Origin of the sequence: Undibacterium sp. CCC3.4 (assembly GCF_034347425.1) — a bacterium.
GTDB lineage: Bacteria > Pseudomonadota > Gammaproteobacteria > Burkholderiales > Burkholderiaceae_D > Undibacterium.
In genome coordinates, this window is sequence record NZ_CP133779.1 from 258,713 (window position 1) to 282,952 (window position 24,240).

The 24,240-nt window shown below is 52.7% G+C and carries 25 protein-coding genes and 1 pseudogene; 8 read left to right on the forward strand and 18 right to left on the reverse strand.

What is annotated here, in order from left to right:
• Positions 1-4: 4 nt before the first annotated feature.
• From RHM61_RS01230 to RHM61_RS01240, 3 genes are all read right to left on the reverse strand, one after another.
• Complete coding sequence (locus tag RHM61_RS01230; protein ID WP_322249324.1) at positions 5-934, reverse strand: branched-chain amino acid ABC transporter permease; 930 nt, start codon at positions 932-934, stop codon at positions 5-7.
• A 517-nt stretch (positions 935-1,451) separates the two neighbouring features.
• Positions 1,452-2,387, reverse strand: a complete 936-nt coding sequence (ispH, locus tag RHM61_RS01235; protein WP_322249325.1) for a 4-hydroxy-3-methylbut-2-enyl diphosphate reductase — start codon at positions 2,385-2,387, stop codon at positions 1,452-1,454.
• 3 nt (positions 2,388-2,390) lie between these two features.
• Positions 2,391-2,846 (reverse strand): FKBP-type peptidyl-prolyl cis-trans isomerase, encoded by a 456-nt coding sequence (locus tag RHM61_RS01240; protein ID WP_322249326.1) that lies wholly within the window; start codon positions 2,844-2,846, stop codon positions 2,391-2,393.
• 126 nt (positions 2,847-2,972) lie between these two features.
• Here RHM61_RS01240 and radC point away from each other — a divergent pair, with 126 nt between their 5' ends.
• From radC to rpmG, 3 genes are all read left to right on the forward strand, one after another.
• Positions 2,973-3,647 carry a RadC family protein gene (gene radC, locus RHM61_RS01245; RefSeq protein WP_322249327.1) on the forward strand — a complete coding sequence of 225 codons (675 nt, stop codon included), beginning with the start codon at positions 2,973-2,975 and terminating at the stop codon, positions 3,645-3,647.
• A 128-nt stretch (positions 3,648-3,775) separates the two neighbouring features.
• Complete coding sequence (gene rpmB, locus RHM61_RS01250; protein ID WP_322251015.1) at positions 3,776-4,012, forward strand: 50S ribosomal protein L28; 237 nt, start codon at positions 3,776-3,778, stop codon at positions 4,010-4,012.
• 25 nt (positions 4,013-4,037) lie between these two features.
• Positions 4,038-4,205 carry a 50S ribosomal protein L33 gene (gene rpmG, locus RHM61_RS01255; RefSeq protein WP_110257750.1) on the forward strand — a complete coding sequence of 56 codons (168 nt, stop codon included), beginning with the start codon at positions 4,038-4,040 and terminating at the stop codon, positions 4,203-4,205.
• Positions 4,206-4,324: 119 nt separating this feature from the next.
• Here the strand turns inward: rpmG and RHM61_RS01260 are convergent, their stop codons facing one another.
• The 15 genes and pseudogenes from RHM61_RS01260 to RHM61_RS01330 form a co-directional block, all read right to left on the reverse strand.
• A complete protein-coding gene (locus tag RHM61_RS01260; RefSeq protein WP_322249328.1) occupies positions 4,325-5,527 on the reverse strand; it encodes an acyl-CoA desaturase in 1,203 nt (400 codons plus the stop codon).
• Positions 5,528-5,634: 107 nt separating this feature from the next.
• On the reverse strand, positions 5,635-6,954 hold the full coding sequence (locus RHM61_RS01265; RefSeq protein WP_322249329.1) for a mechanosensitive ion channel family protein: 1,320 nt from the start codon (positions 6,952-6,954) through the stop codon (positions 5,635-5,637).
• Between the two features lie 53 nt (positions 6,955-7,007).
• Positions 7,008-8,264 (reverse strand): RsmB/NOP family class I SAM-dependent RNA methyltransferase, encoded by a 1,257-nt coding sequence (locus RHM61_RS01270; RefSeq protein ID WP_322249330.1) that lies wholly within the window; start codon positions 8,262-8,264, stop codon positions 7,008-7,010.
• A gap of 17 nt (positions 8,265-8,281) precedes the next feature.
• A complete protein-coding gene (gene purN, locus RHM61_RS01275) occupies positions 8,282-8,920 on the reverse strand; it encodes a phosphoribosylglycinamide formyltransferase (protein ID WP_322249331.1) in 639 nt (212 codons plus the stop codon).
• Positions 8,921-9,008: 88 nt separating this feature from the next.
• Positions 9,009-9,425, reverse strand: a pseudogene (locus RHM61_RS01280) (barstar family protein); the annotation flags it as partial.
• Positions 9,426-9,430: 5 nt separating this feature from the next.
• The gene (locus tag RHM61_RS01285) at positions 9,431-9,808 is read right to left on the reverse strand and encodes a ribonuclease domain-containing protein (protein WP_416200206.1); all 378 of its coding nucleotides are present in this window, start codon (positions 9,806-9,808) and stop codon (positions 9,431-9,433) included.
• Positions 9,809-9,967: 159 nt separating this feature from the next.
• On the reverse strand, positions 9,968-11,146 hold the full coding sequence (locus RHM61_RS01290; protein WP_322249333.1) for a patatin-like phospholipase family protein: 1,179 nt from the start codon (positions 11,144-11,146) through the stop codon (positions 9,968-9,970).
• A 105-nt stretch (positions 11,147-11,251) separates the two neighbouring features.
• Positions 11,252-12,010, reverse strand: a complete 759-nt coding sequence (locus tag RHM61_RS01295) for an SDR family NAD(P)-dependent oxidoreductase (RefSeq protein WP_322249334.1) — start codon at positions 12,008-12,010, stop codon at positions 11,252-11,254.
• 148 nt (positions 12,011-12,158) lie between these two features.
• Positions 12,159-14,312 (reverse strand): sodium-translocating pyrophosphatase, encoded by a 2,154-nt coding sequence (locus tag RHM61_RS01300; protein ID WP_322249335.1) that lies wholly within the window; start codon positions 14,310-14,312, stop codon positions 12,159-12,161.
• A gap of 177 nt (positions 14,313-14,489) precedes the next feature.
• A complete protein-coding gene (gene adk, locus RHM61_RS01305) occupies positions 14,490-15,146 on the reverse strand; it encodes an adenylate kinase (RefSeq protein ID WP_322249336.1) in 657 nt (218 codons plus the stop codon).
• A gap of 132 nt (positions 15,147-15,278) precedes the next feature.
• Positions 15,279-16,070, reverse strand: coding sequence for a 3-deoxy-manno-octulosonate cytidylyltransferase (gene kdsB / locus RHM61_RS01310; RefSeq protein WP_322249337.1), 792 nt, complete (start codon positions 16,068-16,070; stop codon positions 15,279-15,281).
• A 10-nt stretch (positions 16,071-16,080) separates the two neighbouring features.
• Complete coding sequence (locus RHM61_RS01315; RefSeq protein WP_322249338.1) at positions 16,081-16,266, reverse strand: Trm112 family protein; 186 nt, start codon at positions 16,264-16,266, stop codon at positions 16,081-16,083.
• The gene (lpxK, locus tag RHM61_RS01320) at positions 16,247-17,284 is read right to left on the reverse strand and encodes a tetraacyldisaccharide 4'-kinase (RefSeq protein WP_322249339.1); all 1,038 of its coding nucleotides are present in this window, start codon (positions 17,282-17,284) and stop codon (positions 16,247-16,249) included. Before lpxK ends, RHM61_RS01315 begins: the two co-directional genes overlap by 20 nt.
• A 78-nt stretch (positions 17,285-17,362) precedes the next feature.
• On the reverse strand, positions 17,363-17,803 hold the full coding sequence (locus RHM61_RS01325) for a biopolymer transporter ExbD (RefSeq protein WP_322249340.1): 441 nt from the start codon (positions 17,801-17,803) through the stop codon (positions 17,363-17,365).
• A gap of 5 nt (positions 17,804-17,808) precedes the next feature.
• Positions 17,809-18,414, reverse strand: coding sequence for a MotA/TolQ/ExbB proton channel family protein (locus tag RHM61_RS01330; protein WP_322249341.1), 606 nt, complete (start codon positions 18,412-18,414; stop codon positions 17,809-17,811).
• Positions 18,415-19,589: 1,175 nt separating this feature from the next.
• On the opposite strand from RHM61_RS01330, the gene xseA reads away from it, so the two are divergent.
• The 5 genes from xseA (at position 19,590) to RHM61_RS01355 (ending at position 24,220) form a co-directional block, all read left to right on the forward strand.
• A complete protein-coding gene (gene xseA / locus RHM61_RS01335; protein ID WP_322249342.1) occupies positions 19,590-20,951 on the forward strand; it encodes an exodeoxyribonuclease VII large subunit in 1,362 nt (453 codons plus the stop codon).
• Between the two features lie 264 nt (positions 20,952-21,215).
• Complete coding sequence (sodB, locus tag RHM61_RS01340) at positions 21,216-21,794, forward strand: superoxide dismutase [Fe] (protein WP_322249343.1); 579 nt, start codon at positions 21,216-21,218, stop codon at positions 21,792-21,794.
• Between the two features lie 155 nt (positions 21,795-21,949).
• Entirely contained in the window at positions 21,950-22,819 is an 870-nt protein-coding gene (locus RHM61_RS01345; protein WP_322249344.1) for a DMT family transporter, read from the forward strand.
• Between the two features lie 138 nt (positions 22,820-22,957).
• Entirely contained in the window at positions 22,958-23,275 is a 318-nt protein-coding gene (locus RHM61_RS01350) for a hypothetical protein (RefSeq protein WP_322249345.1), read from the forward strand.
• Between the two features lie 108 nt (positions 23,276-23,383).
• Positions 23,384-24,220 carry an HDOD domain-containing protein gene (locus tag RHM61_RS01355; protein WP_322249346.1) on the forward strand — a complete coding sequence of 279 codons (837 nt, stop codon included), beginning with the start codon at positions 23,384-23,386 and terminating at the stop codon, positions 24,218-24,220.
• Positions 24,221-24,240: the final 20 nt, after the last annotated feature.

Below are 24,240 nucleotides of genomic sequence, written 5' to 3' on the forward strand. Positions count from 1 at the left end.
CTCCTTAAGCACGATCAGCAACACGCTCACCCATGATGCCGGATGGACGCAATGTCAGTACGATAATCAAAACCACGAAAGCAAAAATATCTTGATATTGACTGCCTAAAATACCGCCGGTCAAATCACCGATATAACCGGCCCCGAGACTCTCGATCAGACCGAGCAGAATGCCGCCGACCATCGCGCCGTAAATATTACCGATACCACCGAGTACCGCCGCCGAGAAAGCTTTCAAACCGGGCACGAAGCCCATGGCGAATTGGGCCGAGGAATAATTAGCTGCCCACATCACGCCGGCAATCGCTGCCAGTGCTGCGCCGATGGCGAAGGTGGCCACAATCACGCGGTTAGAATCGACCCCCATGAGTCCGGCGACCCGCGGGTTTTCCGCAGTCGCACGCATGGCACGGCCCATCTTGGTTTTTTCAACCAACAATACCAGCCCGACCATGGCCAAGGTGGCCAAGGCCAACAAGATGATCTGCACTTGGGAAATCACGGCGCCACCGATCTGTACCGGCACGCTCGGCATGACGGTAGGAAACGATACCGGACTGCGGCCCCAGATCATCATGGCGAAGGTTTGCACCAGAATCGACACGCCAATGGCGGTAATCAAAGGTGCCAAACGCGGGGCATTGCGCAGACGGCGGTACGCGACCCGTTCAATGATCAGGTTGACCGCGATACAGACCGGAATAGCGCCAAGAATGGCGATGATCAACATGGCCATACCAGGCAAACCGGGTGCCACAACTTGCAACAGCTTGATGATGCTGAGCCCAGCCATGGCACCCACCATCAAGACGTCGCCATGGGCGAAGTTAATCAGATTGAGCACACCATAGACCATGGTGTAACCGAGCGCGACTAGGGCATACATGCTGCCCAAAACCAAGCCATTAATAATTTGTTGGATAAAGGTATCCATATTTGCATCTCTCTCTATGAACGAATCGAAATTTCAATCCAGGCGTGGTTAAACTAAAGTAACGATAGAGCTGTGTGAACAGCTTAGGCATTTCCATCAGCAAAAATCATTCCTGATAACGAAAACGGCACCCTTGTTGCAGGGTGCCGCTCAAGTTGTAGCTCGCGCTATCCGAACAGGCACGGCATCATATCGAGAGTATCAATATTACGTGAAATACACATAGTTCATTCTCCTCTTCAACTTTTGGTAAAAGTTTTTTTTAATATTTAGGTTTCTTCAGTATGCCTTGAAGTGGGCGCGATTATACCTAGGCATCCCGTACCGTGCGTGGTGAAAATACCACCGACGCCTACGTACTTTCCACAAGACTGCGCGTCCAGCATACACGCTTTACAAATTTGGTTAAACGCAAAATTTGAAAGTGCGGCAATCATAATCACGAATTCACAAAATAAACTATCGAAAAGCAGCTTAAAAACTGATTTAAATCAAATTCAAGCCAGCTCAGGCGGCATTATTTCGCTTCATTCAAGCCCTTAGGCATGGGGAAGGTGACATGTTCCTCCACGCCTTCCAAGTTGCGCACACTGCGTACGCCCAGCTCACGCAGGCGCGCAATCACTTCCTGCACCAAAATTTCCGGGGCCGAAGCACCGGCCGTCACGCCGATACGCTGCACATCTTGCAGCCACGCACTGTCGATCTCCCCAGCATGATCAACCATATACGCTGCCGCACCGATTTTTTCCGCGACTTCACGCAAGCGATTGGAATTCGAGCTGTTCGGACTACCGACCACGATCACCAACTCGACTTGCGGGGCCATGAATTTCACGGCTTCCTGACGATTCGTGGTGGCATAGCAGATATCGCCTTTTTTCGGCTCGGCGATGAGGGGAAATTTTTGCTTCAACGCTTCAATGATGGCCGCCGTATCGTCGACCGACAAGGTGGTTTGCGATACATAGGCGAGCTGGCCAGGATTATTCACCTCCAGCGCGAAGACATCGGCAACGGTTTCGACCAGATACATACCGCCCTCGCTCTGCCCCATCGTGCCTTCCACCTCGGGGTGGCCATGATGGCCTATCATGATGATCTCACGCCCTTCACGGCGCATTTTGACCACTTCCATATGGACCTTCGTCACCAGCGGGCAAGTGGCGTCAAACACCGTCACGCCGCGCGCAGCGGCCTCGGTGCGCACGGCTTGCGAAACGCCATGTGCCGAAAAGATCAATGTATTACCGAAAGGTACATCAGCGAGATTTTCGATGAAGATCGCGCCTTTCGCCTTCAAATCGCTGACCACATAGGCATTGTGCACAATTTCGTGCCTGACATAGATAGGCGCACCAAATTGCTGCAAAGCACGCTCGACAATTTCGATCGCACGATCGACACCTGCACAAAAGCCGCGCGGCTGCGCTAATAAAATTTCTTTGTCCATGACTTACATAATTCCTATGATCTTGGTTTCGAATACCAGGCTCTGTCCGGCCAAGGGGTGATTGAAATCGAACAGACAACCGGCCTCATCTTGCGCGCGCAAAATGCCGGCAAACCGTCCACCCGAGGGGGCGGCGAAATCGACCAGGTCGCCAACCACGTAATGCTCGCCAAATGCCGAATTTTCCCGTAATGTTTCAATCGACACGCGCTGTATCAATTCTGGATTACGTGCGCCAAAAGCTTGCTCAGGCGATAACTGTTGGGTATGGTGCGAGCCCTCTGCCAAACCGAGTAAAGCGGTCTCGAGTTGCGGCGCAAGTTGTCCTATGCCCATTTGCAAAGTGGCAGGGCTATCGCCGAAAGTACTTAAAATATCGTCGCCATCAAGTGTGGCCAGACGGTAATGGAGCGTCAAGTAAGCGTTGTCAGTAACGAGAAGCGGTGCGGTAGTAGTCATGATGTCAGCCGTGAACAAGTAAGCCGCTATTGTATGTCAGGTCGCCTCGCTTTGGCTGCAAGTGCATATCGCTGCAGACTTTGCTAGCGGTCGATTATTTTCTACGAGCACAAGGAGAGCCTATCCATGTCTATCATTCACTGGCCGGAAACCCAGCGTCCGCGCGAACGCTTAATCCAATGTGGCGCTGCGGCGCTATCCGATGCTGAATTACTGGCGGTATTTCTGCGTACCGGCGTCACGGGCAAGAGCGCGGTCGATCTCGGGCGTGATTTACTGTTCGAATTCGGTTCTTTATCGAAGCTCTTCGCTGCCACCCTCGGTGATTTTTCTGCCATCCACGGTTTAGGCATGGCCAAATATGCCCAATTGCAGGCGGTGCTGGAACTGGCCAAGCGTGCCATCGGCGAAGAATTACAACAGAACGCCACCCTATCCTCACCGCAGGAAGTCCGACACTATCTGCAATTATTGATAGGCCACAAAACCTACGAATCATTTGCGGTATTGTTTCTCGATGTAAAAAATCAACTGATCAGTGCCGAGGAATTATTCCGCGGCACCCTCAATCATGCCAGCGTCTACCCACGCGAGGTCGCCAAAGCAGCCCTGCAGTGCAATGCCGCCGCCATCATCTTGGCCCACAATCACCCCTCAGGTAACAGTGAACCGAGTCGCGCCGACATCCACCTGACCAAAACCCTCAAACAAGCCTTGGCCTTGGTCGATGTTCGTGTGCTCGACCACTTCATCATCGCCAATCCCGAGGTATTCTCATTCGCCGAGCATGGTTTATTGTAGAGTAAACCAAATTGTTAAATTTTAATTTTTAGTAAGACACACTTGTTTTTCGCAAGTCATTGATATTTCATGAGATTTTGTTTATACTCTCATTTTTTCCAATTTCGGAAACTATTAAGGAGCTCATCATGGCACGTGTCTGCCAAGTGACTGGGAAAGGGCCGATGGTTGGCAACAACGTTTCCCACGCTAATAACAAAACTAAACGTCGCTTTTTGCCGAATCTGCAAAATCGTCGCTTTTTCGTAGAAACAGAAAACCGTTGGGTTTCTCTGCGTTTGTCTAATGCTGGTTTGCGCGTCATTGATAAAATCGGCATCGATGCCGTTTTGACTGACATGCGTGCTCGCGGCGAAAAAGTCTAAGCTAATCTACTGTTAGGAAATTATCATGGCTAAATCTGGTCGCGACAAAATCAAGCTGGAATCGACTGCGGGTACTGGTCACTTCTACACAACGTCGAAAAACAAGCGCACGATGCCTGAAAAAATGGAGATCATGAAGTTTGATCCTAAGGCACGTAAGCATGTTATTTACAAAGAAACCAAAATCAAGTGATTGCGGTGCTGTTGTAATAGTAAAAAAACCTCGCCATGGCGAGGTTTTTTTTCGCCCCTTACCACCTCTGCCGGGCAAAAAAAAACGCAGCTGAGGCTGCGTTTCGTTTTTTCAAGCAATTAAGCGTAAGTACGCAAACGCCGTGAGAAATCATGCAGGGTTTGTATCCCAGAGGCTTCGGCACGCGTACACCAGTCCTGCAATTGTTGCACCAATTGTTCACGACTGACTGTCGAGCGCTCCCAAATCAAACCTAACTCTACCCGCATGTCATGCATCGTTTTCAAGGCCACACTATGCGACAAGACCTCTAACAATTGCTGCTGCTGTGGCGCTGCCAATTTACTTGGTTCACGTTGCAGTAATTTTTTGGTCAGCTTCAGGTGAGCCGCCTCAAATTGCGCCTTTTCACGCAAGGCAGCGACCTCATCACGCCACGTACGACGCAAAGACTTGGTATATTTTGCCATCACATCATAACGATGCGTAATCACGGCTTGCAAGGTCTCGAGATCGATCGCTGATTTTAATTCTGCAAACTTCGGTTCCGGCGCGACTTTCTTCACTTTCGCCCAACCGATTATTTCCATGCAGCGGATATACATCCAGCCGATATCGAACTCATACCATTTCGATGACAATTTGGCCGAGGTTCCGAAAGTATGGTGATTATTATGCAACTCTTCGCCACCGATCAAAATGCCGATAGGGAAAATATTGGTCGAGGCGTCGACACAATCATAATTACGGTAACCCCAGTAGTGGCCGATACCATTGATGATGCCGGCAGCCGTAACCGGAATCCACATCATTTGCACTGCCCACACCGTCATACCAACTACGCCGAACAAAGCCAAGTCAATGATGAGCATGAGCGCAACACCCTGCCAACTGAAGCGTGTATACAAATTCCGCTCCATCCAGTCATCCGGTGTGCCATGACCATACTTTTGCATGGTTTCAAGGTTTTTCGATTCGGCACGGTACAATTCCGCCCCTTCGAACAAAACTTTTTTAATTCCACGCGTTTGCGGGCTATGCGGATCTTCTTCGGTTTCACATTTGGCATGGTGCTTACGATGAATCGCCGCCCATTCTTTGGTCACCTGACCGGTGGTCAACCACAGCCAGAAACGGAAAAAATGGCTGGGAATGGCATGCAATTCCAGCGCACGATGGGCTTGGCAACGATGTAGAAAGATCGTCACACTGGCAATCGTGATATGGGTCACGACCATGGTGAAAATAAAGACTTGCCAAGCGCTGGCACGCGTGATGCCATTACTCAGGAAATCGATGACAGTATCAGTGAATGTGCTCAAAATGACATGTACTCCGTAGTTAACGACCCACTCAATACGAGCAAACCGTCGAAAATGATGATCAGTGCGCCCGCATTGTACGCGTTTTCACTGCACTTGCAGCAAATTTAAAGCTGATTGACTGTTGTATCCACAGCAGGCTTGGCCTCATTAATCAAGGTCACCACGCGCTGCGGATAAGGCAGGCAAACTTTCTGCTCAACAACTAACTTCCAAATCGCGCGGTTGACGCCGGACAAGACGTTCGAGCGCCCGTTTTCCGGATCAGCGATCCAAAAACTCACCCGCAACTCAAAGCCATCGGCACCAAACTTCATCAAATACGATGATGGGGCCGGATCCGCGAGAACCCGCTCGACGCCAGATGCTACCTGTACCAGTAAAGGCAGCAAGGCTTCGACCTCGGTATCATAGGCAACCGTGACATCGGCCGACACCGCCACACGGCGACTGCTCAAGGAAAAGTTTTGTACTGGCGTCGAGACCAGCATTTCATTCGGAATCACTGATTCAGCGCCATCCAAACTTTGCACCACAGTATATCGGGTATTGATTTGCGTCACAGTGCCGCTGAATTTATCGACGGTAATCATATCGCCGATCGCCATACTGCGGTCGAACAAGATGATGAAACCGGACACATAGCTGCTGGCAATTTTTTGCAAGCCAAAACCAAGCCCCACCCCAAGCGCGCCGCCGAATACGGACAACACCGTCAAATCAATGCCGACGATGGTTAAACTGACCAAGATCGCCAGCACGATCAGGAAAGCCCGACCTAAACGCGACAGCACCACTTTGAGCGAGGAATGCGCATTCGGCAAAAGCATTAAACGTGCTTCCAACGCCGCGCTGGCCCACAATGCCACCACCATGGTCAGCGCCACGGAAATGCAACCTTCTAAAATATTGAGTAGCGAGATTTTATTTTTACCAAGCGGTAAAACAATCTCATCGAGTGCCGTCAGCAGTTCCGGCCATACTCCGCTGAAATGCAACAACACCACCAACCAAACCAAGCCGGCAAACAGTTTTTCAACCAATTGTAAAAAACTGCCGACTTGCCCGGAGCGTACGAAGGTTTTACGGAAGACATAAAAACCAAATCGTATCAGCACCAGCGAACCGAGTATCGGGAACAACACAGCGAACAAATGGGTATGCTGCCATTGCGACAGAATCGCCCGTCCGGCCAACAAAAACAGCATGCACAGCGCCGGCTCGAGGACGCGCGAAAAACTCGCTACTCCAAGCTGCACGACCGCCGAAGACGGCTGCCCCTTGACCAAGAAATACCGCACTGCCCGCGCACATAACCACGTCAAACCGACACATAGCAACACCGTCGCGACTTGCCACAAAAATTGTGGCTCGCGAAAATCGGTGCCCAAATCAGTGATCAGCGTAGTCAGTGTTTCAGTCGTCATGGCGTTCCCAGTCAGCGGCAGCGCCGCAGGAAGACGCCGCACGCAGTGACAATTTATTTATTACGTTCAAGAATAGCGGCGAAAAAGCCATCGGTATGGTGTATATGGGGGTAGAGCTTCAAATAATCACCCATTTCCAGCACAATTTTTTGTTCTTCCAAGACTTGCGACGCCGGCACTAAGCTGAACTCCGGATGCGCGAGCAAGAACGCTTGCACGATGTCTTCGTTTTCTTCATCCAAAATACTGCAAGTCGCATACACTAAACGACCACCCGGTTTCACCATGCGTGCCGCGCTCGCGAGGATGGAAGCTTGCTTGACATTGAGTTCAGCCACGCCTTCCGGAGTCTGACGCCATTTCACATCGGGATTGCGGCGCAGGGTGCCCAGACCACTGCATGGGGCATCGACTAAAACACGGTCGAGCTTGCCGGCAAGGCGTTTGATTTTGGCATCTTTCTCATGTGCAATTACTACCGGATGCACATTCGACAAGCCGCTGCGTGCCAAACGCGGCTTCAAACGGGCCAGACGTTTCTCGGAAATATCGAAAGCATACAAGCGGCCGGTATTGCGCATGAATGCACCGAGCGCCAAGGTTTTACCACCGGCACCGGCGCAAAAATCGGCCACCATTTCACCACGGCGCGCACCGACCAATTGCGCGAGCAATTGACTGCCTTCATCCTGCACTTCGATCGTGCCATCTTTAAACAAAGGCAAATTCTGAATCGATGGTTTCTTTTGTATGCGCAAGCCTGTGGTCGAATACGGTGTCGGCTCGGTCAAAATCGGCGCTTCGGCCAGTGAGGCGGCGACTTCGTCACGATTGCCCTTGATCGTATTGACCCGCAAATCGAGCGGGGCCGGAGTATTGAGCGCTTCGGCCAAGGCCAAGGCCGGGGCTTCGCCCAAACGTGCGCTTAATTTTTCCCACAGCCACAAAGGAAGATTGGCTTTCATCGTCACATTAAAATGCGAACGATCAATTTGCATCACACGGTCCAACCAAGCCGCTTCTTCTTCGGTCAAGCCGCCGAGTGAATCGATGCCCATCGCATCGGCCAAACCGAGCAAGGTCAGACGGCGCATGGCCGGACCGGAACCCGATTCAGCAAAACTGCTGAACACCGATTTATTGCGTAACAAGCCGTAAATCGCTTCGGCAATCACCCCACGCTCGCGCGAACCGAGGCGCGGATGCTCACGGAAGTAGCGCGACAAGGTGCCGTCGGCAGGGCCGGTAAAACGCAAAATTTCACGCAAAACTTCTTCAGTATGACCAGTGAGGGCCGGGGCTAAACGCATGCTGCTTCCTTAATATTTTATTGTTCTGTTGTAGTCGATGACAGACCACTCGCTTGGTTGATTCTGACAAGATTGTCAACGATTTCAATCTTGCCTTCCACGAACTGGCGTATCGCCTGCGGATAAATGATGTGTTCCATTGCCAGCACCCTGAGTGCCAGCGTTGCTTCGCTGTCTTGCTCCAACACTGACACCGCCGCCTGCGCAACAATCGGACCATGGTCCAATTCCGCTGTCACAAAATGCACTGTCGCGCCATGAATTTTCACACCGGCCTGCAAAGCCTGATGATGAGTGGCAAGGCCAGTAAAACTCGGTAACAATGACGGATGAATATTGAGCATACGTCCGGCATAATGCGTGACAAAAGCCGGCGTCAAGATGCGCATGAATCCGGCTAATACCACCAAGTCAGGTGAAAATTCGTCGATTTTCTGTTGTAGCGCTGCATCAAACGCAGCACGGCTGGAAAATTCTTTGCTGACCACAGCAAGTGCCGGAATACCTTGGTTTGCTGCATAGGACAGCCCACTCGCATCGGCACTGTTGCTGATTACTGCAGCAATCTGAGCTGGCCACTTTTGCGCCATGCACGCTTCGACGACAGCTTGCATGTTGCTACCACGGCCAGAAATGAGGATGACAATCTTTTTCATGGCGGCATTGTACCGCTGACAGGCATGAAGCCCCAAGTAAAAATGGCGACAAGAGCCGATAGTCTACAGGTAAACAGCCGAACGCGCGCTATTCGAAAGAATAAAAGACTCGGAATGCAACCTTTCTATCCGCCCAAAACTCTGCCGCATCGCGAAATACATCGAGTAAAGTTTCGCGCGCCTCGGTATCAAATTTTTGCGTATTGGGCAATTGATCCAGAACAATCACAAAGCCAGGCTGCGGGCCGGCTTGGAAAATCATGTCGGTCAAACAATCAAACAAGGCATCGAAGTTTTTTGAGAAATGCTTGGGAAAACCGAAAGAACTGGCAATTTCAGACAAAACCTGTGGCTTACTTTCCGCATCAAGGCAATGCGCATACAAAAAATGCTGCCCTGCTGCTGCCGCTTCGGCCTGCAGGTCGGCAACACGAAAAGCCCGTATCGACTGCACAACATTGGGTGCCACTTTGGTGAGATCAGACATGTTGGTCTCGCTGGAAGAATCAATCATGGTTCTTGAATACGACGAAAGCTGTCGTAATGGTCATCGGTATAATAATATTCTCCGGCTGGCTGAGCAGCAATAATGCGCCGCGCACCACGATTGCGGGCACGTGGCGTCACGACCGTGTATTCACGATAATAACCGCGCTTCTGCTTAGGCAAACGCGCTTCATAATTGCCAAATACCGCACCATCTTTGGAAAATGGGAACGGGCCGCCCTGCTTGATGAGCAAGAGTGTAGTGCGCGCTTCTGGCGGCAAGCTCGCTATGCTGACCGTATCGGTGGCAGCAAAGGCGGCACCGACCAAGGCGAAAAAACCCACGGCACAGAGCAATTGCAAAAGCCAGCGTCGCAGCAAGCCAGCAGGTAATCTCATCATCAAGCTTCCATGTAAGTAGCAGAACAAGCCCCTAGGAGCCTGAGCGGCAGAACGGAGTCGGCTGCAAAATCATCTGAGCGAGGACAGATTTTTCGCTTCGACTCGTTCTGCCGCTCAGGCTCCTAGATTACGGCTTTGCTGCGCAGGAATCAATACTTTTCAGCGCATCTGCCCGGCAAAAAATGTCAGTACATCGGCGGCCCGTTCACGCGCATCGCGTCGTCCTAAGGCAATCAGTTCGCGCGTATAACTGGCTTCAAACAATAAATACGAGGCAAGCGCCGAACCACGCGCCTCGGTCGCCCCTATACCGCCGAGCATAGTCCGCACCGGCAAAGGCAGGCTGGAAACATGCCGGCTGGCGATATCATCGAGGCGTTCTGATGGGGCAATCACCAGTAAATCGATGGTGTGCAAGCTGGTTTGTGCCAAGACTTCCGGTGGCAGCAAGGCCACCGTCTTATTAATTCGTGTCAACCGTTCTATATCCACCGCCAAACTGTCGAGAAAAATACTCGATAGGGCATGACCCGCAATTTGCGCCAGACTCGGGTAACGCGCCAACTCGGTACGGACCTCCGCCCGTTCGGCCAATCGACCGGCACCGATGATCAAGACGCGCTTGGCACCGAGATGAATGGCCGGTGAAATCGGCGCCAACTGACGCATTGATCCATCACCACAGTAATCGAGCTGCCCACCCCAATTCAATGCCACCGCCGGGAAAATAAATGGAATCGCCGACGAGGCCATGAGATGAGAAACAGCAATAAAATCACGCTGCGACAAGCGCTGACTACGCACCCAAGGTTCGATGTCGGCCAAGGTTTGGTAAAAAGTCAAATGCTGACCGGCCGTGTAGGAAGAAGCCGTTACCGCCAGCGCATGCAAACTGCCATTCTGGAAAGCAGCATCGAGCTGCCTCAAGTCAAGCATACGAGTAAGCAAATCCTGCAAGGGTGAATTATCGAGCAAAGAATTCGGCGGCGACTTGCGCCATTTATTCAACAGCCAACCGAATGACCACAGGGATAGCCAACGTGCACCGCTGCGCATGACGCCGAGAGAATCCGCGCGATACACTTGCCCAGCATCAAAATTTTCCCACACGCGTAGCAATTGTGCGATCGAATCGGCGTAATGATCAGCGCGACAAGCTAAAGCCGTGGCATTGATCGCCCCGGCTGAGGTGCCGCATATGACACCGAAGGGATTTTGCTCAGGAGCATGGCCTGCAGCCTGCAGGATGTCAGCAATTTCTGCCAATACGCCGACCTGGTAAGCGGCACGCGCACCGCCTCCAGACAAAATCAAACCCGTCTCTGCGTTCTTATTCATTTTTTTTTCAATAAAAAAGGGCCGATCGGATCAGTGTAGCAAATTGTTATTTCATTGCGTATAGCGACAGGTCTCTCATTTAAAAAAAACAACAGCCAACTTGCTTTACTTGGGTTGCATACGAATCGCACCGTCGAGACGAATCGTTTCGCCATTGAGCATCACGTTTTCAATAATGGCTTTGGCCAGTTGCGCATACTCATCCGGCTTACCGAGACGCGGTGGGAACGGCACCATTTTTCCGAGTGCATCTTGTACTTCCTGCGGCATACCGAGCAACATCGGGGTTTCGAAAATACCAGGGGCAATCGTCATTACGCGGATGCCGCTGCGTGACAAATCACGCGCCATCGGCAAGGTCAAGCCAACTACGGCTGCTTTCGAAGAGGCATACGCGGCTTGGCCGATCTGACCGTCGTAAGCTGCCACCGAGGCAGTATTAATGATTACACCACGTTCACCTTGTTCGGTAGCGGCGGTTTTAGCCATGGCATCGGCAGCCAAGCGGCACATATTGAAGGTACCGATCAGATTGATATTGACCACGCGCGCGAACACATCAAGCGGATGCGGACCATCTTTGCCGACCGTCTTGATGGCCGGGGCCACGCCAGCACAATTGATCAAACCACGCAGGCTACCGAGACTCGCTGCGGCCGCCACAACGGCCAAGCCATCAGCTTCAGAAGTGACGTCACAGCGCACGAACAAGCCACCAAGTTCGGCCGCCAGTTGTTCACCAGCGGCAACCTGTACGTCGGCCAACACCACTTTACCGCCATTGGCGGCAATCATTCTCGCGCTTGCCGCGCCAAGACCGGAGGCACCGCCAGTGATAATAAATACGCCAGTGTCGATTTGCATGATGTCGCTTTCCTTGGTTTTATATGATTAAAAAGTTACATGACGTTAACGTTAACGTCATGTACTGCTTATTGTATCCAATTCGGCTAGCAATGCGCGGATTAAATCAGTGTGCATATGGGTATGGACAGCAAAAAATCGACTGATGCTAACGAGCCTTCGGTACCACGACGACATCAGGCGGTTCCGCCACCGGTCGAACGATGGGACTGCCATGCATGATAGGCATGCTTACCAAGTTCGGCGCGTGATCTTGCGGGCTCGGTAAGATTGGCACCAGCAATAAAGCAACGATGTTAATAATTTTGATCAAAGGGTTGATGGCTGGGCCAGCGGTATCCTTGTAGGGATCGCCGACCGTATCACCGGTTACGGCAGCTTTGTGGGCCTCGGAACCTTTACCACCGAAATTGCCCTCTTCAATGTATTTTTTAGCATTATCCCAAGCGCCGCCACCGGTCGTCATCGAAATGGCGACAAATAAGCCGGTAATGATGGTTCCCATCAATAAGCCGCCGAGTGCGGCTGGTCCGAGCAAGAGGCCGACGATGACCGGCACGACTACCGGCAACAAGGATGGCACAATCATTTCCCGGATCGCCGACCGGGTCAACATATCGACGGCTCGGTCGTAGTCTGGCTTGCCACTGCCATCCATAATGCCCTTGATTTCCTTGAACTGCCGCCGTACTTCCACCACCACCGCCCCAGCCGCGCGGCCGACCGCCTCCATCGCCATGGCACCGAACAAATAGGGAATCAAGCCACCGATGAACAGCCCGACAATGACATACGGATCAGAGAGTTCAAAACTGCTGGACTTGCCGGCGACATCAAGCGCATGGGTATAGTCGGCGAAGAGCACGAGGGCGGCCAAGCCGGCCGAACCGATCGCATATCCCTTGGTGACTGCTTTGGTGGTGTTGCCGACAGCATCGAGCGGATCGGTGATGGCGCGCACCGCGGCCGGCATGTCAGCCATTTCCGCGATACCGCCGGCATTATCGGTAATAGGGCCATAAGCGTCGAGCGCGACAATGATGCCGGCCAAAGACAACATAGCCGTCGCAGCAATCGCAATGCCATACAAGCCGGCCAGTTGGTAGGCCGCCAGTATGGCCAGACACACCGCCAACACCGGCCAAGCGGTCGACTTCATGGCCACACCGAGCCCGGCGATGATATTAGTGCCATGGCCGGTGGTCGAGGCCTCGGCAATATGGCGCACCGGTTTGAAATCGGTGCCGGTGTAATATTCAGTCACATACACCAACACACCGGTAAGGGCGATGCCAACTGTCGCCGATCCCAGCATTTTCCAACGCATCGCCGCTTCCGGCCATACCAGCCAGGTGACGAGCGCAAAACCGAGCAGCGACAGCACGGCAGTCCACCACAAGCCGGTGTACAGGGCCGCCATGATCTTGCGGCCGGCTTGGATCTTAACGGCAGAACAACCGACGATGGAAGCCAGAATCGATACCGCGCCCAGCAACAAAGGATAGAGCAAGGCTTGCGTTACAGCATTACTGATAAGCAAGGAGCCGAGCAACATTGTCGCGATCAGCGTCACCACATAGGTTTCAAACAAATCGGCCGCCATGCCGGCGCAATCACCGACATTGTCGCCGACGTTGTCGGCGATCACCGCCGGATTACGCGGATCGTCTTCAGGGATACCGGCTTCGACTTTACCGACCAGGTCGGCTCCGACATCGGCCCCTTTGGTAAAAATACCCCCGCCCAAGCGCGCGAAAATCGAAATCAGCGATGCGCCGAAGGCCAGACCGATGAGCGGTTTGAGCACATCGTGCATACTCAGGGTGGCACCGAGTGCATGCGGTGCCGTGGCCAAGAGCAGGCAGTAAAACAGCGTTACGCCGAGCAAACCTAAGCCCACCACCAGCATGCCGGTGATGGCACCGCCGCGAAACGCGACCTGCAGCGCTGCTTCAATACCACGGGTGGCCGCCTGCGCCGTGCGCACATTGGCGCGTACCGAAACATTCATGCCAATGAACCCGCAGGCACCGGACAACAGCGCGCCGATTAAAAACCCGGCGGCGCTCATCGCGCCCAGACCTGGCATGAAGGCAATGATCAAACACAATACCAAACCGACTACGGCGATGGTCCTGTATTGCCGCGCCATATAGGCAGCGGCCCCCTCTTGTATCGCCGTTGCAATTTCTTGCATGCGCGCATTACCGGCATCCTGTCGCAATACCCAGCGGCGTACCAGCAAACCATACAGTACGGCGACGAAACCGGCTGCGACGACGAACCACAGACTTGTTGTCATGTTGACTCTCCCAGTTGTTATGCCGGCGCGCCAATCAGCGCGTCGGTTTTCCGACAACCCGAACGAGTCATTCGCCATACTGCCTGCGACCATGCGATCGGGCACTCAAAGAGCGCAGAGCGAACCCGCGCTTTCCCCCAAAAAAAATGCGAACCAACGGTTCGCATTTTTTTTAACTTACTCAGCCAGCGCGGCAAACGCGCTGTCACGAATCGTTTCTACCGGCCCCACCCCGGCTATCTTGCGATATTTGGGAGCGCCGGGTTGGCCCGACTTGGCCCAGTCACCGTAGTAGCCTACCAGCACTTCTGTCTGTTCATGGTAGACCGACAAACGCTTCATGACGGTTTCTTCCTTGTCATCATCACGTTGTATCAACTCTTCGCCGCTCAAGTCATCGATACCGGCCGTTTTCGGCGGATTGAACTTCACATGGTAAGTGCGGCCGGAACCCGGATGCACGCGCCGACCGCTCATACGATCGATGATCGCCGCATCGGGCACATCGATTTCGAGTACGTAATCGATCTGTACGCCGGCATCCTTCATCGCATCGGCTTGCGGCGTGGTGCGCGGAAAACCATCAAACAAATAACCATTAGCGCAATCGGCTTGCTGCAAACGATCTTTGACCAAGCCGATGATGATGTCATCCGACACCAAACCACCGGCATCCATCACCTCTTTGGCTGCCAGACCGAGCGCACTGCCGGCTTTGACCGCGGCGCGCAACATGTCGCCAGTGGAAATTTGAGGAATATTGAATTTTTCTTTGATGTAATTGGCTTGAGTGCCCTTGCCGGCTCCCGGTGCTCCCAACAAAATAAGACGCATTTTATTTCCTAAGACGAGTTTGAATTTTTATACCCGCACCATCAAGATGCAGGCTGAGTGATTGTTCTATTTATCGTTGTAACACAGTTTCTTTTCACGAAACTTACCACAATTTCGCGCATTCTTGATGTTTTAGCATGGAAGCACTGCCTTTGGACTTGCGTTTTGCGCGTTTTCCAAAAAAACTTGCCTGACCTTTTGCAAATCTTCAAAGGTATCAACGCCAGGTACAGGGCTGGCAGCCGCAATGTGCACCGCAATCGCATAACCGTGCCACAACACACGCAATTGCTCCAAAGCTTCAATTTGTTCCAACGGAGAAATCGCCAGTTGTGGATATTTTCGCAAAAAATCGTTGCGATATGCATACAGCCCGATATGCCGCAGCGGCGCATAATTTTCCGGCAAGCTGGCATGAGTGCGAGCAAAACCATCGCGGTGCCAAGGAATTGTCGCTCTGGAAAAATATAATGCGCGCCCTTGCACATCGAGCACGACCTTCACCACATTCGGATTAAATGCTTCGGCAGCATCGAGCAAGGGATGGGCCGCCGTCGCCATCGGCACCGTCGCGCTGACCAAGGCGGCCGTGGCGGCAATGAGGGCCGGGTCGATCAAGGGCTCATCGCCTTGCACATTAACGATGACGGCATCGTCTGGCAAATTCATACGCGCCGCCACTTCGGCGATGCGGTCAGTGCCTGAAGGGTGATCGTCACGCGTCAAGGTAACTGGAATCTGATGCGCCTGGCACACGGCGACGATGGAAGGATGGTCGGTCGCGACCATGATCGCCGACGCACCGGAAGCCAGTGCCCGTTCGGCCGTACGCACCACCATGGGCTTGCCGCCGATATCGGCCAAAGGCTTATCGGGCAAACGACTCGACGCCAGCCGAGCAGGAATAATGACGATGAAACTCATGACGCTGACCTCAACGCTCAGCGATTTCAGCCGCACTCAAGGTGCGCGCTTGGTCCGCCCACATGATGGGGATGTCATCGCGCACCGGAAAAGCCAGTTTGTCGCCATGGCAGATCAATTCCTGCGCGACTTTATTGTATTGCAAAGGCCCTTTACACAAAGGGCAAACCAAAATATCAAGCAAGCGAGCGTCCATGCTTTTTCTCCGAAATCAATTGTAGTAAATCAGTGGCAAATCCTGCATCGAGCTGTGCTTCCACAGGCAGCACCCAGATCCGCGCGTCATTTTTCAGTGCCGGAATTTCCCTACATTTTACTGCATCCTTTTCCGTTATCAGTATGCAATCGGCATCGAGCCCGGCAAAACTGCCGGCATCGAACACATGATGATCACTCAGCGGCAGGCGCGAAAACAGCAAACCATGTTGTTGCAACATAGAAAAAAAGCGCTCCGGATTGCCTATTCCCGCCGCCGCCCACAGCCGTTCTGCCTTCAAACAATCTAATGGCAGGCGCTGCATGGGGCTGGATAACTGATACAGCGCTTGGGCTTGTAACTGCATGCGCCACGCTTCAGCAGGCACGCCCGGAGCGCTGGTCGCATCGGCAGCGCTGTTGAGCACAGTGAAATCGCGCCGCCGCGTCAGCGGCTCACGTAATGGCCCGGAAGGCAACATCCAACCATTGCCGGCACCACGTTGGTCGAACAACATGATTTCTACATCGCGCGCCAGATAATAATGCTGCAAGCCATCATCGGCGACCAAGATATTGATCTCTGGATGCGCCGCCAGCAAACTTTGTGCGACTTGCACACGATCGCGCCCGACCGCCACCGGCACGCCGCTGCGCGCAGCAATGAGCAAGGGTTCATCACCGACTTGCTCGGCTAAAGCATCATCATCAAGCACGATGACGCGCTCAGCTGCCGCGCCGTAACCGCGCGAAATCACCCCAGGCCGAAAACCGGCCGCCTGTAATTGTTGTAGCAAATACATGACCAACGGCGTCTTGCCGGTACCGCCAAGGTAAATATTACCGACTACGATCACCGGCACAGCAAGACGATATTGGCGTTTATAACCAAGCAAAAACAAGGCGAAACGAAACTTGACGATGAATTCAAACACCAGCGCCAGTGGCCGCATCAGCCAGGCAAACACGCCGCGGCGCTGCCAAGCAGCCAACAACCACGCCTCAATACTTGCCTGCATTCAAATTCCATTTCCAAAAAAACACGAGGGAGCGAAGCTCCCCCACTGATATTACTTTAGCCACCTGCCACAGCTTGACTATTTCGTTTTATTACTGGCCTGTGCAGCGAAGGTCACTTTGGCTAATCCGGCAATCCGCGCAGCTTCCAGTACATCGACAACAGATTGGTGCGTGGCGGCTCGATCGGCATTGATGATGATCACCGGCTCAGCAGCCCCCCCCTCCAAGGCAGCGGCCGCATGCTTAAGATCATCGGCCAACGTGGCCGTATCGAGAAACGAGACCGCTTGTTGATTGATTTTATACCGGCCCTGTGCATCGATGCCAATTTCAATCTGGTTCGGCTTGGCTTCCTGCGCCTTGTCGGCGTCCGCCGTCGGCAAAGTGATTTGTAATTCAGTGAAACGGCTGTAGGTCGTCGTCACCATGAGAAAAATCAAAATCACCAATAAGACGTCGATGAACGGAATCAAATTGATCTCCGGTTCTTCGCGCGCTTTTCCTTTACGAAAGTTCATGGTGCTTACTTTCTGGCGCTGTGAACAACATCAACAAATTTGACTGCTTGTTGCTCCATATCTACCACCAGACTATCCACCAAGGCGCGAAAATGACGATAGGCAACTAAAGCAGGCATCGCGATCAGCAAGCCGAAGCCGGTATTATAGAGCGCCACCGAAATACCGTGTGCCAACTGCGCCGGATTGGCACCGGCAGCAGTTTGCGAACCGAAAATTTCTATCATCCCGACCACGGTACCGAACAAACCCATCAGCGGCGCGAGCGAGGCAATGGTTCCCAAGGTAGTGAGAAAAGCTTCGAGCCTATGGGCCACCGCGGCACCGGCTTCTTCTATCGATTCTTTCATGATCTCGCGCGGTGCATGGACGTTGCGCAAGCCGGCTGCCAGCACGGTGCCGAGCGGTGAATTGGCCGCCAATTGATCGATGACTTCGGCTTTGATTTTACCACTTTGATACACGCGTATGACTTCATCGAGTAAGGTCGGCGGTAAGATTTTCGCTTTCCGCAGCGACAGGCTACGCTCGATGATCAAGGTCACGGCAACCACCGAGGCAGTCAATAATAGATAAATGGGCCAACCGGCGGCTTGAATGATAGCGAACAAAACGCACTCCTTGAAAGTTCTGGATTCCAACCCCGCAATGTAGCGCGTTGTTTCGCGTCGGGCAAGAGGTGGAGGCAGAAATTATTGCGCATCCGCCATAATTTAAAATCACAACACGCTGGTTTTGCACATTATCTGTGTGCAAGCTTGTGGATAAGCCAGAGAAAGTGAGCTAAGTAATTGAAATATAACATTTTTATTCGAACGCTCAAGTTTTAAGCAGAATAATGTGCAGAAAAAACTTTCTTTAAAGAATTTTTTTGCCGTCGCTTTTGCACACAATTTGTGGACAAGCTTGTGCACAAGCACCTCGAATCGAGCCTAAGTGATTGATTCTGCTTTGCTTTATCACGATGCAACTAAAATAAGCAAACGCGTTCTTTTTCATTTTTGTTGCCTGATTTTTTTGCACTCCAGCACGACTGTGGATAAGTCTCTATGTTTTACACAGATGATGTGGACAAGACTGTGCAAAAACCCCCGATTTCTCGCTAAGCAATTGATTTATATAAATAAAAATCCGGCGCTTAAAAATACAGCAAATCGCCGTTTATTGCCTCTGGGAAGGAATTTCCAGCACATAGAGAAAGTCCCTTGCATGGCGCTTGGGGATAAGCATGACTTTTTGCACAAAATATGTGGACAACCATGTGAAAAACTCCGTCGAATATCGCTAAGCTACTGATTTATATCATTAAATTCTTGCCGCCTTTTTTTTAAGCACTACGCCATTTTTGCTGTTCCATGCAAAAAATTTCATTTTTACAAACTTTGTCTGTGGATAATGCCAAGGTTCTGCACAATTTATGTGGATAAGTTTGTGTACAAAGAAATTTTATCGCCTTAAGTATATGATTTAATTCAATATAATCATACTGATTAAAAATTAATCAACACTAACTCTTTACTAGATTTGATTAACTAGCTAGCGCTTATGCACTTTTTCTGTGGATATCTTTGTGCATAAGTTGCCGAGATCTAACTAAAGTCATTGATTTGTAACGGTGTTTTCCAACTGCACAACTTATTTGCATACCTTATTTGCATACCTTATTTGTACATGCTTAGATGCACACACTTGCACACCATCAGCTGCATGAGTGCAGCAATATTTGCTACCATAAGCGATTGCTGCACCACAGCTCGCTACAGCTTCTCACTGAAACGCCTCACCTATGCAAACCAGCCCTTGGATACCAACAACTGACACCAGCCCAGCCGTGCTGAGCGTGTCGGCTCTCAATCAGGTCGTCGCGAAATTGCTGGAACGTCACATACCCTTAACCTGGGTAGCCGGTGAAATATCGAATTTCACCCGCGCCAGTTCAGGACACTGGTATTTCACGCTCAAAGATGACAACGCCCAAGTGCGTGCCGTCATGTTTCGCGGCCGCGCCCAATATGCCGACTTCTTGCCACGCGAAGGCGATCGCGTCGAACTACGCGTGCTGGTCACTTTGTACGCCGCGCGCGGTGATTACCAGCTCAGCGTCGAAGCGATACGACGCGCCGGCGTCGGCAACTTGTATGAAGCCTTTCTGCGTTTGAAAGCCGCGCTCGCTGCCGAAGGCCTGTTCGATGCCGCGCGCAAGCGTCCCTTGCCTGCATTTCCACGCACACTGGGCATCGTCACCAGCTTACAAGCTGCCGCCTTGCGCGATGTGCTCACGACCCTGCGACGCCGCGCCGCGCATCTGCAGATTTGGCTCTACCCCACCGCGGTACAAGGCCAAGGTGCCGCCGCCGCGATCGCCAGCGCGATCGCCAGTGCCGAAGCGCACGGTCAATGTGAACTGCTGCTGGTCTGCCGCGGCGGCGGCAGTATCGAAGACTTATGGGCCTTCAATGAAGAAGTGGTGGCGCGTACCATCGCGCATTGCGCCATTCCGGTGATCACTGGCATCGGCCACGAAACCGATACCACCATCGCCGATTATGCCGCCGACCTGCGGGCCGCCACGCCGACGGCTGCAGCCGAACTGGCGCTACGTCCGCGCGCCGACTGGCTCAAGGAATTACAAGCTAGTCAGCAATTGCTGCAACGTGCGATGCAGCGCCTGCAAGGCGAACGCAGCCAGAGCCTCGACCACCTGAGCCGCCGACTGCATAGCCCAGCCACGGCGATTGCCGCCCGCCGTGCGCAATTGCGGCAGGCGGCGCTGCGCTTGCAATATGCGGCGCGCGTACCGCTGCAGCACGCTCGCAGCGAACTGCAGCAATTGCGCCAGCGTTTATACGCGGCCCAACCCGATAGCCACACGGCGCGGCATTTTTTACAACAATGGCAACAACGACTGCAGCAAGGCATGCGCCACTGCCAACAGCAGCAAGCTGCGCAGTTGGCCGCCTTGAGCGCGCAACTGGAAATGCTCAATCCGCAGCGCACGCTGGAACGAGGCTATGCCATCCTCAGCGATCGCCACGGACATGTCCTGCGCAGCACTGGCGAACTGCAGCCCCAGCAAGCGCTGCGCGTCCGTTTGGCCGATGGCAGCGCCGATCTGGGCATCAGCAGCGTGCAAGCAAGTTTAGACTAAGGAATCTGCAAGCTTTCTCACAAAAGCTTACAATAGAGTCTGTTGCGTTTAAGGAAGTGCAGATTTAATCGCAGTGGAATTGACCGCTGCCAATGAGGATGCAATGCAAGGGGTCTTTTGCCGTTCATAGCGAGCTATTGACGGCAAAAGACGACGCAAGTGCGCCTCAGTGGCGGCGGGCAAACCGCTTGGATTAAATCCGCGCTTCCTTAACAATAAACGGACCCTGACGACCGATCACTGACGTAAATTAAAGGACCTACCATGGAACATACCCTGCCGGCATTGCCCTATGCATTGGACGCTCTCGCTCCACACATTTCTCAGGAAACATTGGAATACCACTACGGCAAGCATCACCAGACCTATGTGACCAATCTCAATAACCTGATCAAAGGTACAGAATTCGAAAACCTGAGCTTGGAAGACATCGTCAAGAAATCTTCGGCCGGTATTTTCAATAATGCGGCGCAAATCTGGAATCACAGCTTTTACTGGAACGGTTTGAAACCAGCCGGTGGCGGTACGCCAAGCGGCGCGCTGGCCGATGCCATCAATGCCAAATGGGGTTCCTTCGACGCCTTCAAAGAAGCCTTTACCAAATCATGCATCGGTAATTTCGGTTCTTCCTGGACTTGGTTGGTCAAAAAAGCCGACGGCAGCCTCGACATCGTCAACACATCGAATGCAGCGACACCACTGACTACCACCGACAAGCCGCTGATCACCTGCGATTTGTGGGAACATGCGTATTACATCGACTACCGTAATGCTCGTCCAAAATACTTGGAAGCATTCTGGGCCTTGGCGAACTGGGATTTTGCAGCAGCCAATCTGGCGTAATTGCTGCGTGCCATTGTGGCACGCCCCGCTGAGATGAAAAAAACCTGCGTCATGCTATGCATCGCAGGTTTTTTTTCACCTGTCGTCGCTTGCCGACATGCGATTATGTAATAAAAAAAATTATCCTTTTTCATTCATTGCAGAGACTACGTCGCATGCGCGCCTTTCCTTTACATCGCTATTTACCCGCCATTTTCATCTTTATCTGGGCCTCAGGCTATGTGGTCGCGAAATATGGTTTGCCGTATGCAGAACCGCTGACGTTTTTATGCCTGCGCTATGCCGGCGTGATTATCTTCATGCTCGTACTCGCCATCTGCATGCGGGCCCCATGGCCAGAACGCCGCGCCTGGTTACCGATTGCCGTGGCCGGGGTATTGATGCAAGCAGTCTATCTGGGTGGGATTTGGTCGGCTGTGAAACTCGGTATGCCGGCCGGCTTAGCCGCACTGATTGCCAATATCCAGCCCATCCTGACGGCTGTCATGGGCCCGATGATCGGTGAGCGAATCCGCGGAAAACAATGGCTGGGCTTGGGTTTGGGCATCATCGGAGTCGGCTTGGTGGTGGCCAATAAAATGTCGGTGGTGCATTTATCACTGCACAGCGTAGCGCTGGCGGTGATGGCCTTATTGGCCATGACTTGCGGAACCTTGTACCAGAAAAAAACCTGCCCGAGCTTCGATGTGCGTACCGGTCAAGTGCTGCAATTCGCTGCCTCCTTGCTGGTCACCTTGCCGTTTGCCTTACTGCTGGAAAAACAAGTCATCCTGTGGACACCACAATTTTTTGCCGCCATGGCGTGGTCGATTTTCATTCTTTCCGGCGTCGGCATTTCGGTGCTGTTCATTTTGATACGCCACGGCGAAGCAACCAAAGTCACCAGTTATATGTATCTGGTACCGGCGGTGACGGCCGCCATGGCTTGGCTGATGTTCGGCGAACAATTCACCGCGACCGCCGCCGCGGGTATGGCCGTTGCCTTGGCTGGCGTCGCCTTGGTGGTGCGACCGGGGCGGTCCTAGGAATCTGTCCCATCTGACGCAGGGGCCTGGCCGCTGACGGCAATCGGCGTGTCCGATTACCGTAGCGTTCTTCAACACCCGCAGTAATAATATTGTTTGTATATTTCTATTTCATTGCTGATTAAAGGAAACAAGGCCATGACAGCCAAACCATTCACTCAATATCTTTATTCGCTGCTGCGCCAGACTGGGCAAGAGTGCCGTCAATTACTGTACAAGCTCGCACGTGCCGGTGCCGCCACGCCACTGCCACGGTTTTTGGTCTATGCCATGGCGATCGTGCTGCTCATCAGCTTGATCCCGTTCGCGCTGGCCGTCGTTCTGACGCTGATTGTATTTCGCCTGCTCATCGCCATCTTGGCCAGCAGTCGTCAAGCCAGCACCGAGCACAGCCAGCGCCCGCACTATCTGCATCAGCGCCAGCAATCGAAACAAGCGCCAAATCATCATAATTAATTAAAAGTTGCTTTATAGAATTTTTTTACCTATCCTGTCTGACATCAGGCGGCCATTTAACATTCTTTAACAAGCATGCTGCCGCAGCACGTTTACCGGAGAACTGCCATGGACCGCTTAGCCATCTTGAAAACTCTTGCCGAAGAACTCAACAGCGGCGAGCTGATATTTCCTACCCATCTGGACGCGACGCTCAAACTCAAGCGCGCACTCGACGACCCCGATTGTCATCTCGATCAAGCTACCCGCATGATCATGAATGATCCGCTGCTGGCCGCGCGTACCGTGGCCTTGGCGAATTCGGCTACGTACAATCGTTCGGGCAACAGCATCACGAATGTCAAGATGGCAGTGAGTCGGCTTGGCTTTCGCAGTCTGCGCACCTTGGTCGCGGCGCTGATCGTGCGACAGCTGAATCAACAAGTACGCGACCCTGGCTTGCAAGCCAAAGCGCGTCAGTTATGGGAGCATTCAGCCCATGTCGCCGCATTGGCGCAAGTGATCGCGCGCCACATCACCAAGGTCGACCCCGACACGGCTATGTTTGCCGGCATCATCCATGAAATCGGCGGTTTTTATCTGATTTCGCGCGCCGAAGAATTTCCCGGCTTACTCGATGGTTCGCCTGATATTTGGCTCGCTTACGGTGAACGGGTGATTGCCCGTGGCGTGATCAAACTCTTGGCCATCCCCGATCCGGTGGTGGCGGCAGTTGAATCGCTGTGGCAAGGTATTGCGGCGATACCGCCCATATCGCTGGCCGACACGCTGATCTTGGCCAATGACATCGCACCGGTGGTGTCGCCACTGCATCAAATGGAGAGCCTACAGATCAAGCAAGAAACTACCTTGATTGATTTCGAAGTCGAGGACAGCACTTTGCAGGAAATTCTCAATGACTCCGAAGAGGAAATCAATTCACTCTGCACTGCGCTGCTGGCGTGAACTGATCCGGCATCAGCGCG

Bases quoted from the DNA above. Each gene is read 5' to 3' on its own strand.
- RHM61_RS01230 (WP_322249324.1), bottom strand. From the start codon at position 934: ATGGATACCTTTATCCAACAAATTATTAATGGCTTGGTTTTGGGCAGC.
- ispH (WP_322249325.1), bottom strand. From the start codon at position 2,387: ATGGACAAAGAAATTTTATTAGCGCAGCCGCGCGGCTTTTGTGCAGGT.
- RHM61_RS01240 (WP_322249326.1), bottom strand. From the start codon at position 2,846: ATGACTACTACCGCACCGCTTCTCGTTACTGACAACGCTTACTTGACG.
- radC (WP_322249327.1), top strand. From the start codon at position 2,973: ATGTCTATCATTCACTGGCCGGAAACCCAGCGTCCGCGCGAACGCTTA.
- rpmB (WP_322251015.1), top strand. From the start codon at position 3,776: ATGGCACGTGTCTGCCAAGTGACTGGGAAAGGGCCGATGGTTGGCAAC.
- rpmG (WP_110257750.1), top strand. From the start codon at position 4,038: ATGGCTAAATCTGGTCGCGACAAAATCAAGCTGGAATCGACTGCGGGT.
- RHM61_RS01265 (WP_322249329.1), bottom strand. From the start codon at position 6,954: ATGACGACTGAAACACTGACTACGCTGATCACTGATTTGGGCACCGAT.
- RHM61_RS01270 (WP_322249330.1), bottom strand. From the start codon at position 8,264: ATGCGTTTAGCCCCGGCCCTCACTGGTCATACTGAAGAAGTTTTGCGT.
- purN (WP_322249331.1), bottom strand. From the start codon at position 8,920: ATGAAAAAGATTGTCATCCTCATTTCTGGCCGTGGTAGCAACATGCAA.
- RHM61_RS01285 (WP_416200206.1), bottom strand. From the start codon at position 9,808: ATGATGAGATTACCTGCTGGCTTGCTGCGACGCTGGCTTTTGCAATTG.
- RHM61_RS01290 (WP_322249333.1), bottom strand. From the start codon at position 11,146: ATGAATAAGAACGCAGAGACGGGTTTGATTTTGTCTGGAGGCGGTGCG.
- RHM61_RS01295 (WP_322249334.1), bottom strand. From the start codon at position 12,010: ATGCAAATCGACACTGGCGTATTTATTATCACTGGCGGTGCCTCCGGT.
- RHM61_RS01300 (WP_322249335.1), bottom strand. From the start codon at position 14,312: ATGACAACAAGTCTGTGGTTCGTCGTCGCAGCCGGTTTCGTCGCCGTA.
- adk (WP_322249336.1), bottom strand. From the start codon at position 15,146: ATGCGTCTTATTTTGTTGGGAGCACCGGGAGCCGGCAAGGGCACTCAA.
- kdsB (WP_322249337.1), bottom strand. From the start codon at position 16,070: ATGAGTTTCATCGTCATTATTCCTGCTCGGCTGGCGTCGAGTCGTTTG.
- RHM61_RS01315 (WP_322249338.1), bottom strand. From the start codon at position 16,266: ATGGACGCTCGCTTGCTTGATATTTTGGTTTGCCCTTTGTGTAAAGGG.
- lpxK (WP_322249339.1), bottom strand. From the start codon at position 17,284: ATGCAGGCAAGTATTGAGGCGTGGTTGTTGGCTGCTTGGCAGCGCCGC.
- RHM61_RS01325 (WP_322249340.1), bottom strand. From the start codon at position 17,803: ATGAACTTTCGTAAAGGAAAAGCGCGCGAAGAACCGGAGATCAATTTG.
- xseA (WP_322249342.1), top strand. From the start codon at position 19,590: ATGCAAACCAGCCCTTGGATACCAACAACTGACACCAGCCCAGCCGTG.
- sodB (WP_322249343.1), top strand. From the start codon at position 21,216: ATGGAACATACCCTGCCGGCATTGCCCTATGCATTGGACGCTCTCGCT.
- RHM61_RS01345 (WP_322249344.1), top strand. From the start codon at position 21,950: ATGCGCGCCTTTCCTTTACATCGCTATTTACCCGCCATTTTCATCTTT.
- RHM61_RS01350 (WP_322249345.1), top strand. From the start codon at position 22,958: ATGACAGCCAAACCATTCACTCAATATCTTTATTCGCTGCTGCGCCAG.
- RHM61_RS01355 (WP_322249346.1), top strand. From the start codon at position 23,384: ATGGACCGCTTAGCCATCTTGAAAACTCTTGCCGAAGAACTCAACAGC.